A 13,501-nucleotide genomic window follows, 5' to 3' on the forward strand; every position below is an offset into this window, starting at 1 on the left:
TCATGCCCCATGAGGATCCCTCCGGGACCCCCGTCCCCGCGTCGGGACCGTCCGTCGTGCTCGCCGGCGGCGGAACCGCCGGACACATCAGCCCCCTCCTGGCGATCGCGCGGGCGGTCGTCGAAGCCGCTCCCGCGGCGAAGGTCCTGGCCGTCGGCACGGCGGCGGGCATGGAGAGCCGGATCGTCCCCGACGCGGGCTTCGAGCTTGCCGTGATCGACCGGGTGCCCTTTCCGCGCCGGCCGAGCGCCGACCTCCTCCGTCTCCCCGGACGGTTCGCCCGGGCCGTGCGCCAGTCCGAGGCCATCCTGCGCGGAGCGGGCGCCGACGTCCTCGTCGGCGTCGGCGGCTACGTGTGCACACCGATGTACCTCGCGGCGCGCCGCCTCGGCGTTCCGATCGTCGTGCACGAGGCGAATACGCGGGCGGGGCTGGCCAACCGCGTCGGCGCCCTGCTCACGCACCGCGTGGGCAAGGCGTTCCCCGACACCCGCCTGCGCCACGCGCGCACCGTGGGCATGCCGATGCGCCGGGAGGTCTCGGGGCTGGACCGCGCCGCAGCCCGGGCGTCCGCCCGCGCTGATCTGGGCCTCGACCCCGCCAGGACCACGCTCGTGGTCACGGGCGGGTCGCTCGGCGCGGCGAGCCTGAACCGGACAGTGGCCGCCTCCCTCGAGGCGCTGGACCGTGCCGGGGTGCAGACGCTGCACATCACCGGCCGCGGCAAGGCCGTCACCGATGCCTCGGGCGCCCCGCTCAGCGCCCCGGGCTACCACCAGGTCGAGTTCGTCGACGCCATGGAGGCCGCGTACGCCGCGGCGGACCTGATCGTGTGCCGGTCCGGCGCCGGCACCGTCTGCGAGGTCGCCGCGGTGGGGCTCCCGGCAGTCTTCGTCCCGCTGCCCATCGGCAACGGCGAGCAGGCCCTCAACGCCCGCGGCCTCGTCGGAGCAGGGGCCGCGCTCCTGGTCAAGGACGCCGAATTCACCCCCGAGTGGCTGGCGCGCGAGGTCCTGCCCCTCCTGGCCGATCCCGCACGGCGCGCCGACATGTCCCTCCGGGCCGCGCGGCTCGGGATCCGGGACGCGGACAGGACCATGGCCGCGATGGTGCTCGAAGCCGCCGCGGCACTGCAGGAAGGAGCGCACGCATGAGCGCTGCGGAGCAGACTGTACCGGAGCTCGGGTCGCTGGGCCGGGTCCACTTCGTGGGCATCGGCGGCGTCGGCATGTCCGCCGTCGCCCGCGTGATGCTCGGACGCGGGGTCGCCGTCAGCGGCTCGGACGCGAAGGACCTGCCCGTCATGGGCGACCTCGCCGCGCTCGGCGCGCGGGTCGCCGTCGGCTACGACGCGGGGAACCTGGGGGACGCGGACACGGTCGTGCGGGGGTCGGCGATCCGGCCCGACAACCCCGAGCTCGTCGAGGCCGCCGCCCGGGGGCTGCGCGTGCTGCACCGCTCCGAGGCGCTCGCCTCCGCCATGGGCTCGGACCGGGTCATCGCCATCGCCGGCACCCACGGGAAGACCACGACCACCTCGATGGCCACCTGGATGCTCCGCGGCGCCGGGCTCGACCCGAGCTTCGCGATCGGGGCCAACGTCCCCGCCCTCGGCGTCAACGGGGCGGCCGGCCGGGACGCTGTCTTCGTGGCCGAGGCCGACGAATCGGACGAGTCCTTCCTCAACTACCGGCCCGTGACCGAGATCATCACCAACGTCGAGGCCGACCACCTCGACCACTACGGCACGGCCGGGGCCGTCCACGCCGCCTTCGACTCCTTCGCCGCCCTCGTGCCCGCCCACGGGCTCGTCCTGGCCTGCGCGGACGACGCGGGCGCCCGCTCCGTCGCGGAGCGGCTGCGGGCCCGCGAGGGCGCTCCCCGGGTGCTCCTCTACGGCACGGGCGAGGACGCCGACGTGCGGCTGTCCTTCGACCCCGCGGGATCCGAGGTCCGCTGGGACGGCCGGGTGCACCCGCTGCCCCTGCGCGTCCCCGGACTCCACAACGCGCTCAACGCGACCGGCGCCTTCGCCGCCGCCGTCGACGCGGGCGCCGACCCGGCCCTGGCCTCGGCGTCGCTCGCCGACTTCGCCGGCGCGGCACGGCGCTTCGAGCTCAAGGGGGAGGCCGGGGGAGTGCGGGTCTTCGACGACTACGCCCATCACCCCACCGAGGTGCGCGCGGCCCTGGCCGCCGCCCGGGCGGTGGCCGGCGGCCACCGCGTCCACGTGCTCTTCCAGCCGCACCTGTTCTCCCGCACCCGCGAGTTCGGAGCGCAGTTCGCCGAGGCGCTCTCCGCTGCGGACACGGTGCGGGTCATGGACATCTACCCGGCCCGGGAGGACCCGGTCCCCGGCGTCACGAGCGAGCTCGTCACCGCGGGCCTGCCGGCGGGCGCGTACGCCCCCGACACCGCGGCAGCGGTCGCCGAGCTCGCCGCGGCCGCGGCGCCGGGGGACATCGTGCTCACCGTGGGCGCGGGGGACGTCACGGCCCAGGGCCAGGCGCTCCTCGCGGCCCTCGCCGCGCGCGCCCTCCCCTCCGTGCCCGAGGCGCGCCATGGCTCCTAGCGGACGCGTCCCGCGGGTCCCGCGCGTCCCGGGGCGGGAGGACGCCGGCGGCGGCCGCCCCCGCGGCGCCCCGCAGGTGCCCTCCCAGGAGCGCCCGGCTCCTGGCGCCTCGCCGGGCACCGCGCACGACGCCGGTCCCTCGCCGTCGTCGGCACGGGTCACCGTCCGCAGCGGGCCGAAGGTCACCCTGCTCGGCTCGGCCGAACCGAGCCCGGTCGCAGACAGCGGCGCGGGCCGGGACGCAGCACCTGCGCCGCAGGAGACGGCGGCGCCCGCCGGGACGGCCGCTGGCCCGGAACAGAAGGCGGCGAGCTCCCGGAAGCGCCCCAGGCCCAGGCTCGCCGACCTGCCCCAGCTCGCCGATCTGCGCCGCACCAAGGGCACCGACGGCCCGCAGGACGAGTCCGCAGATGTCCTCGCCTTCCCGGAGCCGCCGCGGAGGCGGCGCCGGCGGCGGCTCCTGCTCGGCACCGCGATCGCCGCAGCGCTCGTCGCAGGCCTGTTCGCCGTGCTGCTGTTCACCCCGCTCGTCGCGGTCCGCACGATCACCGTCCAGGGGACGCACCTGCTCACCGTGCAGCAGGTCGAGGACGCGCTCGGGCCGGTCCGCGGGAAGCCCCTCGCGACCGTGGGCACGGACGAGGTGGGCCGGCTGCTCGGTCAGTTCGTCCAGGTGAAGTCCGTGCGCGCCCGCGCCGTTCCTCCCGAGACCCTCGTGGTCGAGGTCACCGAACGGGTGCCGGTGGCCCTCGTCAAGCAGGGCCAGAAGCTCCTCGTCGTCGACGGCGACGGGGTGGTCCTGGGCGAGGCGCGGGACACCTCCCAGTACTCCGTGCCGGTCATCGACGGCTCGGCGATGCCGATGGGCCAGGCCGTGTTCAGGGCGGTGACGGCGGTCCTCGCCGCGCTGCCGGCCGACGTGCTGGCCCAGCTCGCGACGGCGTCGGCGCAGTCCCCCGACTCGGTCCAGCTCAAGCTCGCGGACGGCCGGAGCGTCGTGTGGGGCAACGCTGACGACCGGGAGCTCAAGGCGAAGGTGCTCGCCGCCCTCATGAAGACGAGCCCGCAGAAGGGCCAAGCGCCGGCTCAGGTCTTCGACGTGAGCACCCCGCGCCATCCGGTGACACGATGACGGATCCGATGGCCGGGCGCCCCCGGCACGTGTGGCACAGTGGAATGGGTCAGATGGACCGGCGTCCGCGAGGACGTGGCGCGACACGCCAAGGCGGTCGTTGCACGCCCTCAGGCGGCCCCCTACCGTCTTCCTAAGAGCTACTTGACATAACTATAACCTTCAAGTTGAGGGTTAAGGTTGTGGACTCCGGGCTTCTTGCAGAACCAGCAGGCTTTCGAACAAGGGACACTCAACGTGGCAGCACCGCAGAACTACTTGGCCGTCATCAAGGTCGTCGGCATTGGCGGCGGTGGCGTGAACGCAGTCAACCGCATGATCGAAGTCGGTCTGCGAGGCGTGGAATTCATCGCCATCAACACGGACGCCCAGGCGCTGCTGATGAGTGACGCGGACGTCAAGCTGGACGTCGGCCGCGAGCTCACCCGCGGGCTCGGCGCCGGCGCCAACCCCGAGGTCGGCCGCCAGGCCGCCGAGGACCACGCGGACGAGATCGAGGAGGTCCTCCGCGGGGCTGACATGGTCTTCGTCACGGCGGGCGAGGGCGGCGGCACCGGCACCGGCGGCGCACCCGTCGTGGCCCGGATCGCGCGCAGCCTCGGCGCGCTGACCATCGGCGTCGTCACCCGGCCCTTCACGTTCGAGGGCCGCCGCCGCGCCACGAGCGCCGAGAACGGCATCGAGGCCCTGCGCGACGAGGTCGACACCCTCATCGTCATCCCCAACGACCGCCTGCTCTCCATCAGCGACCGCAACGTCTCCGTCCTCGACGCCTTCCGCTCTGCCGACCAGGTGCTGCTCTCCGGTGTCCAGGGCATCACCGACCTCATCACGACTCCCGGCCTGATCAACCTCGACTTCGCCGACGTGAAGTCGGTCATGCAGGGCGCTGGTTCCGCCCTCATGGGCATCGGCTCGGCCCGCGGCGAGGACCGCGCGGTCAAGGCCGCCGAGCTCGCCATCGCCTCGCCCCTGCTCGAGGCGTCCATCGACGGCGCCCACGGCGTCCTGCTCTCGATCCAGGGCGGCAGCGACCTGGGCCTGTTCGAGATCAACGAGGCCGCCCGCCTCGTCCAGGAGGTCGCCCACCCGGAGGCGAACATCATCTTCGGCGCCGTGATCGACGATGCGCTCGGCGACGAGGCCCGCGTCACGGTCATCGCCGCCGGGTTCGACGACGTCCGCGCGACCTCGCCGTCGCTCGAGGACACCAAGGCGGCCGCTGCGCAGGCCTCTGCCGCTCCGTCCGTCCCGGCGGCGCCCGCGGGCCACGTCGGTGCATCGCAGCCCTCCGTCCCGCCGCGTCCGAGCCAGCCCGCGCCCGCCCACGCCGGCCTGAGCCAGTGGAGCCAGAGCCGTCCGGGGATGCCCACCGACGGCGGGTTCGACGTCGAGCTCCCCGCCGTCGTCGAGCCCGACCTCTCGGGCAACCGCAACGACGATCTCGACGTGCCCGACTTCCTCAAGTGAACCGCGGCGCTGCTGCGGCCGCGCCGGCCGAAGGCCCCTTCTGGTGGCGCCGGGACGTGCGTCCCGGCGTCACCGTCGCGTTCACGCATGCCGGGGCGGGGAACCTCGCCTTCCACGTCGGCGGCGATGACGACGGCGTGCGCCGCCACCGCGACGCCCTCGCCGCCGCAGCGGGGGTCCCGTCCTTCCAGTACATGAGCCAGGTCCACGGGTCCGAGACCGTGTGGGCCGGCGAGGACCCCGCACCCACCGCGGACGCGCTCCTCTCGCGCGGCGAGCCCCTCGCCGTCATGGTGGCCGACTGCGTCCCCGTGGTCCTCGTGGGCGAGTTCGACGACGGGCGCCCCGCCCTCGCGGCCGTCCACGCGGGCCGTCCCGGCCTCGTGGCCGGTGTGGTGCCCGAGGCCGTCGCCCGGCTGCGGGAGGCCGGCGCGCGCGGGCTCGAGGCCTGGCTCGGCCCCAGCATCTGCGGCCGGTGCTACGAGGTCCCCGCGCAGATGCGCGACGAGGTCGAGGCCGCGGTGCCCGGGACGGCGACCGCCACCGGCTGGGGCACCCCCGCCCTCGACCTGCCCGCCGGGGTACGCGACCAGCTCGCCCGGGCCGACGTCGCCGTCCACCGCGAGGCGGAGGCGTGCACGTACGAGCACGAGGAACTCTTCTCCCACCGGCGCGCACCCGGCGTCGGGCGCATCGCCGGCCTCGTCTGGACCCATGCCTGAGCAGGGGGAGCGCCGCGAGGAGCTCGCTGCCCGGCTGGCACGGGTCCGCGGCCGCATCCGTGCCGCCTGTGACGCGGCCGGCCGGACCGAGGAGCCGCGGCTCATCGTCGTCACCAAGTTCCACCCCGCCTCCGACGTGCGGCTCCTTGCCGAGCTCGGGGTGATCGACGTGGGCGAGAACAGGGACCAGGAGGCCGCGGCCAAGGCCGCAGACCTCGCCGACCTCGGCCTGCGCTGGCACTTCATCGGCCAGCTCCAGACCAACAAGGCCAAGAGCGTGGTCCGCTATGCGGACGCCGTCCACTCCGTGGACCGCGCCCAGCTCGTGGCCGCCCTCTCGAAGGCGGTCGTCGCTGCGGGGCGCGAGGACCCGCTCGCCTGCCTCATCCAGGTGAACCTCGACCCGGCGGCCGCGGGACGCGGGGGAGCGGTCCCCGCAGATGTCCCGGAGCTCGCCGCACTCATCGACGACGCGCCGGGGCTCCGCCTCGCCGGCGTCATGGCGGTCGCTCCGCTCGGGGCCGACCCGGCTGAGGCGTTCGCCACACTCGCGGACGTCGCGGGAGGGCTGAGGCAGCGCTACCCGGACGCGACGATGGTCTCTGCGGGCATGAGCCAGGACCTCGAGGCGGCCGTGGCCGCGGGTGCGACACACCTCAGGATTGGCACCGATGTCCTCGGCCCCCGGCCGCCGGTGGGGTAGCTTCGTCACTGTCGGGTCCTTCTGGGCCGAGTGGCCCGGCTTTGGCGTTTGCACCCAGAGCGGCCCGAGGACAGGAGTCGAGCATGGCTGGCGCTCTGCGCAAGACGATGATCTACCTCGGCCTGGCGGACGGCGAAGAGCAGTTCGAGACCGAGGCCCATGACGCACGGACGGAAGAGGAACAGCCAGTGCACACTGAGCGCGAGGACCGCCGCACGGCGTTGGCCACCCGCGAGGCGACTCCGGCCGAGGTCGAGGAGTATCGTGCTCCCGTGACTCCCATCAAGCGCGCCGCGGCCGTGCGCGAAGACGGCGGCCTCCGCCAGATCACCACCGTGCACCCGCGCTCGTACAACGACGCCAAGGTCATCGGCGAGAGCTTCCGCGAGGGCATCCCGGTCATCATGAACGTGACGGACATGGGCGAGGCAGACGCCAAGCGGCTCGTCGACTTCTCCGCCGGCCTCGTGTTCGGACTCCACGGCAGCATCGAGCGCGTCACCAACAAGGTGTTCCTGCTCTCGCCGTCGACCATCGAGGTCCTCGGTGAGGACAAGAAGGTCGCGGACAACCAGGCCTCGTTCTTCAACCAGAGCTGATCCACGCATCGCCATGGGCTTCCTGTTCGCCATCCTGTACCTTGTGCTGGAGCTGTTCTTCATCGCGCTCGTCGCCCGGCTCGTGTTCGACTGGGTGCAGTCGTTCGCCCGGTCCTGGCGGCCGCGCGGGGCGGCGCTCGTCGCGGCCAGCGCCGTGTACACGGTGACGGACCCGCCGATGAAGCTCTCGCGGCGATGGTTCCGGCCCCTGCGGCTCGGGGCGATGAGCCTGGACCTAGCGTTCATCGTCCTCGTCATCGCGGTGGTGATCGCGATGTCGATCGTGGCGGGCCTCGCCTAGGGGCGCCCAGCGCCCTCCCGGCTCGTGCCCGCCGCTGCTGCGCGGTGGCGTGCCGAGCACCCACCAGCAAATTCAAGATACGGTAGTCGTGGTGGCGGATGCTGCCTGACCGATTAGACCAATGAGGTGAGCAGATGGCTCTGACGCCAGAAGACGTTGTCAACAAGCGGTTCCAGCCGACCAAGTTCCGCGAAGGCTACGATCAGGACGAAGTCGACGACTTCCTTGATGAGATCGTCATCGAGCTTCGCCGCCTCAACCAGGAGAACGACGAGCTCCGCAAGAAGGTCGCCGAGCTCTCCGGCAAGCAGGGCGCGGCTCCGCAGGCCGCCGAGAAGCCCGCGCCGGTCGAGGTGCGCGAGGAGCCCAAGCCCGAGCCTGCCAAGGAGGTCGCCCCGGCCCCCGCCGCGCCGGCACCGCAGGCCCCGGCTCCCTCCGGGGACGGCCGCACGGCCGTCGCCGAATCTGCTGCAGGCCTTCTCGCCATGGCGCAGCAGATGCACGACAAGCACGTGCAGGACGGCCTCGACCAGCGGGACAAGATCATCGCCGAGGCCCAGATCGAGGCCAGCAGCCTCGTGAACGACGCCCAGGAGAAGTCCCGCAAGACCCTTGGGGCCCTCGAGCAGCAGCGCTCGGTGCTCGAGCGCAAGGTCGAGCAGCTCCGTGGCTTCGAGCGCGACTACCGCTCCCGGCTCAAGGCCTACATCGAGGGCCAGCTGCGCGACCTCGAGTCGCGCGGCTCAGTCGCCACGGCTGAGATCTCGGACAGCGCCGAGGTCTGATCCACCGCGTGAGCCATCGAGGCCGGCGGCCGCCTTCGGCGGGCGCCGGCTTCGCGCTGCCATCGGAAAGAAGCATGGACACTACTGAAGACGCTCCCGCCGTCCCGCTCCGGCGGCGACGGCGCGCCGTCGTGCTCCTGGCACTCATCGCCGCCCTTGCCTACACGGGCGACCAGCTCACCAAACTCTGGGTGACGAGCACGATGGTCGAGGGCCAGCGCATCCCCGTCCTCCCGCCGCTGCTGCAGTGGTACTACATCCGCAACTCGGGTGCGGCCTTCTCGATCGGCGAGGGCGTCACCTGGCTGTTCACGATCATCATGACCGTGGTCGCCGTCGGGATCATCGTCTACACCCGCAGGGTCCGCTCGCTGTGGTGGGGCACCGCGCTCGGGCTCGTCCTGGGAGGGGCGCTGGGCAACCTCACCGACCGCCTGTTCCGCGAGCCCTCCTTCGGGATGGGCCACGTGGTCGACTTCATCTCGCTGCCGCACTTCGCCATCTTCAACGTGGCGGACTCCGCGGTGGTGTGCGGGGTCATGCTGGTCTGCCTGCTCACGCTCACGGGCCTCTCGCCCGACGGCACGCGCCAGCGCTCCGGCAAGGGCCCCGCAACGGGTGCCGAGGGAACGGCAGCCGGCGAAGGAGCGGAGCCGGACCGTGGCTGAGCTCCTCGTGGTCCCCGAGGAGCTCGCGGGCGGCCGCGCCGATGCCGTGCTCGCCGCGCTCCTTGGCGTCTCGCGGTCCACGGCCGCCTCGCTCCTGGCCGGCGGACACGTCCTCTCGTCCGGCAGGCCCGTGGCCAAGTCGGCGAAGGTGGGCGTGGGCGAGGAACTCCTCGTCGAACGGCCCGAGACCCGGGATCCTCTGGAAGTGGTGGTGGAGAAGGTGGACGGACTCGAGATCCTCATCGACGACGAGGACTTCGTGGTCGTGGACAAGCCGGTGGGCGTCGCCGCGCACCCGTCGCCCGGCTGGGTGGGCCCGACCGTGGTCGGAGGCCTCGCCGGCGCCGGCTACAGGATCTCGACCTCGGGCGCGCCCGAGCGCGCCGGGATCGTGCACCGGCTCGACGTGGGCACCTCAGGGGCCATGGTGGTGGCCAAGACCGAGCTCGCGTACACCGCGCTCAAGCAGGCGTTCAAGGACCGTACCGTGGAGAAGGTGTACCACGCGGTGGTCCAGGGCATCCCCGATCCCCTCGAGGGCACCATCGATGCGCCCATCGGCCGCCACCCGGGGTACGACTGGCGCTTCGCGGTCATCGAGGACGGCCGCCCGTCGGTGACCCACTACGAGGTGATCGAGGCGTTCGGGCGGGCCAGCCTCGTCGAGGTCCACCTCGAGACCGGCCGCACGCACCAGATCCGCGTGCACTTCTCGGCGCTCCACCATCCCTGCGCCGGCGACCTGACCTACGGCGCGGACCCCCGGCTCGCCGCCGACCTCGGCCTCACGCGCCAGTGGCTGCACGCCTACCGGCTTGCGTTCGCGCACCCGAGGACCGGCGAGCGCGTCGAGGCCGTGAGCCCGTATCCCGCGGACCTGCAGTACGCGATCGACGTCCTGCGCGAGGGCCGCGTCTGAGCTGACGCCCGGCGCACGGCGAGGGCCGGGCGCGGGCGCGGAGACCGCCGTCGTGCCTCCGCCGGGGCGCCGCCGGCGGCGCCTAGACTGGACCGGTGACTTCCAGCGGTTCGTTCGTCCACCTCCACAACCACACCGAGTACTCGATGCTCGACGGCGCGGCTCGGCTCGGGGACCTGTTCAGCCACGCCGAGGAGCTCGGCATGAGCGCGCTCGCCACGACGGACCACGGGTTCGTGTTCGGCGCGTTCGACTTCTGGAAGAAGGCCACGGACGCCGGGATCAAGCCGGTCATCGGGGTCGAGGCGTACCTGACTCCCGGCACGGCCCGGCAGGACAAGACCCGTGTGCGGTGGGGCGAGGGCGGCCGCGACGACGTGTCCGGCGCCGGTGCGTACACGCACATGACGATGTGGGCCGAGGACACCCGGGGGATGCACAACCTGTTCCGCATGTCCTCGCTCGCCTCCCTCGAGGGCTACCTCTACAAGCCCCGCATGGACCGCGAGCTCCTGCAGACCTACGGCAAGGGCATCATCGCGACCACCGGGTGCCCGTCCGGCGAGGTCCAGACGAAGCTGCGGCTCGGCCTCTACAAGGAGGCCCGCGAGGCCGCCTCGGAGTTCCGGGACATCTTCGGCGCGGACAACTTCTTCTGCGAGGTCATGGACCATGGCCTCGACATCGAGCGCAACGTCCAGGCGGAGCTGTACCGGCTGGCCAAGGACCTCGGGCTGCCGCTCGTGGCCACCAACGACCTGCACTACACCCACGCCGAGGACGCCTCGAGCCACGCCGCACTCCTGTGCGTCCAGTCGGGCTCGACCCTCGCGGACCCCAAGCGCTTCAAGTTCGACGCGGACGAGTTCTACCTCAAGTCCCCGGACGAGATGCGCGCGATCTTCGGCGACCACCCCGAGGCCTGCGACAACACGCTGCTCATCGCCGAGCGGTGCAACGTCGAGTTCAACACCAAGGCCAGCTACATGCCCCGCTTCCCCTGCCCCGAGGGGGAGAACGAGGAGTCCTGGTTCGTCAAGGAGGTCGAGCGCGGCCTCCACTACCGCTTCCCCCAGGGCATCCCGGACGCGGTGCGCAAGCAGGCCGAGTACGAGATCGGCATCATCACCCAGATGGGCTTCCCGGGCTACTTCCTCGTCGTCGCGGACTTCATCAACTGGGCCAAGGACAACGGCATCCGCGTCGGCCCGGGCCGCGGCTCGGGTGCGGGCTCGATGGCCGCCTACGCGATGCGCATCACCGACCTCAACCCGCTGGACCACGGTCTGATCTTCGAGCGCTTCCTCAACCCGGACCGCGTCTCGATGCCCGACTTCGACGTCGACTTCGACGACCGCCGCCGCTCGGAGGTCATCAAGTACGTCACCGAGAAGTACGGAGACGACCGCGTTGCGATGATCGTCACGTACGGGACGATCAAGGCGAAGCAGGCCCTCAAGGACTCCTCCCGCGTGCTCGGGTACCCGTTCTCCGTGGGGGAGCGGCTCACCAAGGCCATGCCGCCGGACGTCATGGGCAAGGGCATGCCGCTCGCAGACATCCACAACCCCGAGGCCAAGCGCTACGGCGAGGCCGAGGAGATGCGCGAGCTGCTGCGCACCGACGCGGACGCGCAGCGCGTCTTCGAGACGGCCACGGGCCTCGAGGGGCTGAAGCGCCAGTGGGGCGTCCATGCCGCCGGCGTCATCATGTCCTCGCACCCGCTGATCGACATCGTGCCGATCATGCGCCGCGAGCAGGACGGCCAGGTCATCACCCAGTTCGACTACCCGACCTGCGAGGGCCTGGGCCTGATCAAGATGGACTTCCTCGGCCTGAGGAACCTGACGATCATCACGGACGCCCTGGACAACATCAAGCTCAACCAGGGCATCGACCTCGACCTCGAACGGCTCGAGCTCGACGACGCCGCCTCCTACGAGCTCCTCGCCCGCGGCGACACGCTCGGGGTGTTCCAGCTCGACGGCGGCCCCATGCGCTCGCTCCTGAAGCTCATGCGCCCGGACAACTTCGAGGACATCTCCGCCGTCCTCGCGCTCTACCGGCCCGGCCCCATGGGCGCCAACGCCCACACCAACTACGCGCTGCGCAAGAACGGGCTACAGGAGATCACCCCGATCCATCCCGAGCTCGAGGAGCCACTGCGGGAGATCCTGGACACGACCTTCGGCCTGATCGTCTATCAGGAGCAGGTCATGGCGATCGCGCAGAAGGTAGCCGGCTACTCGCTCGGACAGGCGGACATCCTCCGCCGCGCCATGGGCAAGAAGAAGAAGTCCGAGCTGGACAAGCAGTTCGCGGGATTCTCAGGGGGCATGCGGGAGCGCGGCTACTCCGACGCCGCGGTCAAGGCCCTCTGGGACATCCTCCTGCCGTTCTCCGACTATGCGTTCAACAAGGCCCACTCGGCCGCGTACGGAGTCGTCTCCTACTGGACGGCGTACCTCAAGGCGCACTACCCGGCGGAGTACATGGCGGCGCTGCTGACGAGCGTCGGCGACGACAAGGACAAGTGCGCCATGTACCTGAACGAGTGCCGCCACATGGGCATCACCGTGCTGCCGCCCGATGTGAACGAGTCCGCCCTGAACTTCACCCCGGTGGGCAAGGACATCCGCTTCGGCATGGGCGCCATCCGCAACGTCGGCGCGAACGTGGTCCACTCGATGGTCGCCGCGCGGGAGGAGAAGGGCGCCTTCACGGGGTTCTCGGACTTCCTCACCAAGGTCCCCGCCGTGGTGTGCAACAAGCGCACCATCGAATCCCTCGTCAAGGCCGGCGCGTTCGACTCGCTCGGCCACCCCCGCCGCTCCCTCGCGATGATCCACGAGGAGGCGGTGGACGCCGTCATCACCCTCAAGCGCAACGAGGCGAACAACCAGTTCGACCTCTTCAGCGCCTTCGGCGACGCCGAGGGCGGGGCTGCGGCGGGCCTCGCCGTCGAGATCCCCGACCTGCCGGAGTGGGAGAAGAAGGACAAGCTCGCCTTCGAGCGCGACATGCTCGGCCTCTACGTCTCCGACCACCCGCTCCAGGGGCTCGAGGGCGTGCTCGCGCAGCACGCCGAGACCGGCATCAGCGCGCTCATCGCGGACGAGGGCCCGGCGGACGGGTCGATCGTGACGATCGCGGGCATGATCACCTCCCTGTCCCGCCGCATCGCCAAGGCCAGCGGCAACGCCTACGCCCGCGCCGAGGTCGAGGACCTCGGGGCGTCGATCGAGGTCATGTTCTTCGGACAGGTCTACGGGCCGATCTCCGCGATCCTCGCCGAGGACCTCATCGTCGTGGTCAAGGGCAGGCTGCAGCGGCGGGACGACGGCAACGTGACGCTCAACGCCATGGAGCTCACCGTCCCGGACCTCTCGGACGCCGCCGGCGGCCCCGTGGTCATCAGCATGCCCACCCACAAGGCGACCGAACGGGTGGTGACGCAGCTCGGGGACGTCCTCAAGACGCATCCGGGCCACAACGAGGTCCAGCTCAGGCTCCAGGGGACGCGGAGCATCGAGGTGATGCGCCTCGGCGTGCACCTGCGGGTGAACCCGAACCCCGCGCTGTTCGGAGACCTCAAGGTCCTCCTCGGCCCGGCGTGCCTCGATGCCTGAG

General features: G+C 71.8%; 12 protein-coding genes. All 12 read left to right on the plus strand.

Features of this window, described 5'->3' with window-relative positions; translation table 11 throughout:
* Positions 1–2: 2 nt before the first annotated feature.
* The 12 genes from murG (at position 3) to dnaE (ending at position 13,500) form a co-directional block, all read left to right on the plus strand.
* Positions 3–1,154: an undecaprenyldiphospho-muramoylpentapeptide beta-N-acetylglucosaminyltransferase gene (murG, locus tag SA2016_RS08955; RefSeq protein ID WP_066497423.1), complete on the plus strand. Its 1,152-nt coding sequence runs from the start codon at positions 3–5 to the stop codon at positions 1,152–1,154.
* Positions 1,151–2,572, plus strand: coding sequence for a UDP-N-acetylmuramate--L-alanine ligase (murC, locus tag SA2016_RS08960; protein WP_066497425.1), 1,422 nt, complete (start codon positions 1,151–1,153; stop codon positions 2,570–2,572). The genes murG and murC overlap by 4 nt, the downstream gene beginning before the upstream one ends.
* Positions 2,562–3,704 (plus strand): cell division protein FtsQ/DivIB, encoded by a 1,143-nt coding sequence (locus tag SA2016_RS08965; protein WP_084249425.1) that lies wholly within the window; start codon positions 2,562–2,564, stop codon positions 3,702–3,704. Before murC ends, SA2016_RS08965 begins: the two co-directional genes overlap by 11 nt.
* 237 nt (positions 3,705–3,941) lie before the next feature.
* Entirely contained in the window at positions 3,942–5,174 is a 1,233-nt protein-coding gene (gene ftsZ, locus SA2016_RS08970; RefSeq protein WP_066497427.1) for a cell division protein FtsZ, read from the plus strand.
* Positions 5,171–5,896 (plus strand): purine nucleoside phosphorylase YfiH/LACC1 family protein, encoded by a 726-nt coding sequence (locus tag SA2016_RS08975; protein ID WP_066497429.1) that lies wholly within the window; start codon positions 5,171–5,173, stop codon positions 5,894–5,896. The genes ftsZ and SA2016_RS08975 overlap by 4 nt, the downstream gene beginning before the upstream one ends.
* The gene (locus tag SA2016_RS08980) at positions 5,889–6,599 is read left to right on the plus strand and encodes a YggS family pyridoxal phosphate-dependent enzyme (protein WP_066497431.1); all 711 of its coding nucleotides are present in this window, start codon (positions 5,889–5,891) and stop codon (positions 6,597–6,599) included. The genes SA2016_RS08975 and SA2016_RS08980 overlap by 8 nt, the downstream gene beginning before the upstream one ends.
* 83 nt (positions 6,600–6,682) lie before the next feature.
* Positions 6,683–7,198, plus strand: a complete 516-nt coding sequence (locus tag SA2016_RS08985) for a cell division protein SepF (RefSeq protein ID WP_066497432.1) — start codon at positions 6,683–6,685, stop codon at positions 7,196–7,198.
* Positions 7,199–7,211: 13 nt separating this feature from the next.
* Positions 7,212–7,499 carry a YggT family protein gene (locus SA2016_RS08990; RefSeq protein WP_066497434.1) on the plus strand — a complete coding sequence of 96 codons (288 nt, stop codon included), beginning with the start codon at positions 7,212–7,214 and terminating at the stop codon, positions 7,497–7,499.
* Positions 7,500–7,633: 134 nt separating this feature from the next.
* On the plus strand, positions 7,634–8,284 hold the full coding sequence (locus SA2016_RS08995; protein ID WP_066497436.1) for a DivIVA domain-containing protein: 651 nt from the start codon (positions 7,634–7,636) through the stop codon (positions 8,282–8,284).
* Between the two features lie 74 nt (positions 8,285–8,358).
* Positions 8,359–8,952, plus strand: coding sequence for a signal peptidase II (lspA, locus tag SA2016_RS09000; RefSeq protein WP_066497437.1), 594 nt, complete (start codon positions 8,359–8,361; stop codon positions 8,950–8,952).
* Positions 8,945–9,871 carry an RluA family pseudouridine synthase gene (locus tag SA2016_RS09005; protein ID WP_066497438.1) on the plus strand — a complete coding sequence of 309 codons (927 nt, stop codon included), beginning with the start codon at positions 8,945–8,947 and terminating at the stop codon, positions 9,869–9,871. Before lspA ends, SA2016_RS09005 begins: the two co-directional genes overlap by 8 nt.
* Before the next feature lie 95 nt (positions 9,872–9,966).
* Positions 9,967–13,500 (plus strand): DNA polymerase III subunit alpha, encoded by a 3,534-nt coding sequence (gene dnaE / locus SA2016_RS09010; protein ID WP_084249426.1) that lies wholly within the window; start codon positions 9,967–9,969, stop codon positions 13,498–13,500.
* The last annotated feature ends 1 nt before the right edge of the window (position 13,501 follow it).

The organism is Sinomonas atrocyanea (assembly GCF_001577305.1).
In the GTDB taxonomy this organism is placed as follows: Bacteria; Actinomycetota; Actinomycetes; order Actinomycetales; family Micrococcaceae; genus Sinomonas; species Sinomonas atrocyanea.

Bases quoted from the DNA above. Each gene is read 5' to 3' on its own strand.
- murG (WP_066497423.1), top strand. From the start codon at position 3: ATGCCCCATGAGGATCCCTCCGGGACCCCCGTCCCCGCGTCGGGACCG.
- murC (WP_066497425.1), top strand. From the start codon at position 1,151: ATGAGCGCTGCGGAGCAGACTGTACCGGAGCTCGGGTCGCTGGGCCGG.
- SA2016_RS08965 (WP_084249425.1), top strand. From the start codon at position 2,562: ATGGCTCCTAGCGGACGCGTCCCGCGGGTCCCGCGCGTCCCGGGGCGG.
- SA2016_RS08980 (WP_066497431.1), top strand. From the start codon at position 5,889: ATGCCTGAGCAGGGGGAGCGCCGCGAGGAGCTCGCTGCCCGGCTGGCA.
- SA2016_RS08985 (WP_066497432.1), top strand. From the start codon at position 6,683: ATGGCTGGCGCTCTGCGCAAGACGATGATCTACCTCGGCCTGGCGGAC.
- SA2016_RS08990 (WP_066497434.1), top strand. From the start codon at position 7,212: ATGGGCTTCCTGTTCGCCATCCTGTACCTTGTGCTGGAGCTGTTCTTC.
- SA2016_RS08995 (WP_066497436.1), top strand. From the start codon at position 7,634: ATGGCTCTGACGCCAGAAGACGTTGTCAACAAGCGGTTCCAGCCGACC.
- lspA (WP_066497437.1), top strand. From the start codon at position 8,359: ATGGACACTACTGAAGACGCTCCCGCCGTCCCGCTCCGGCGGCGACGG.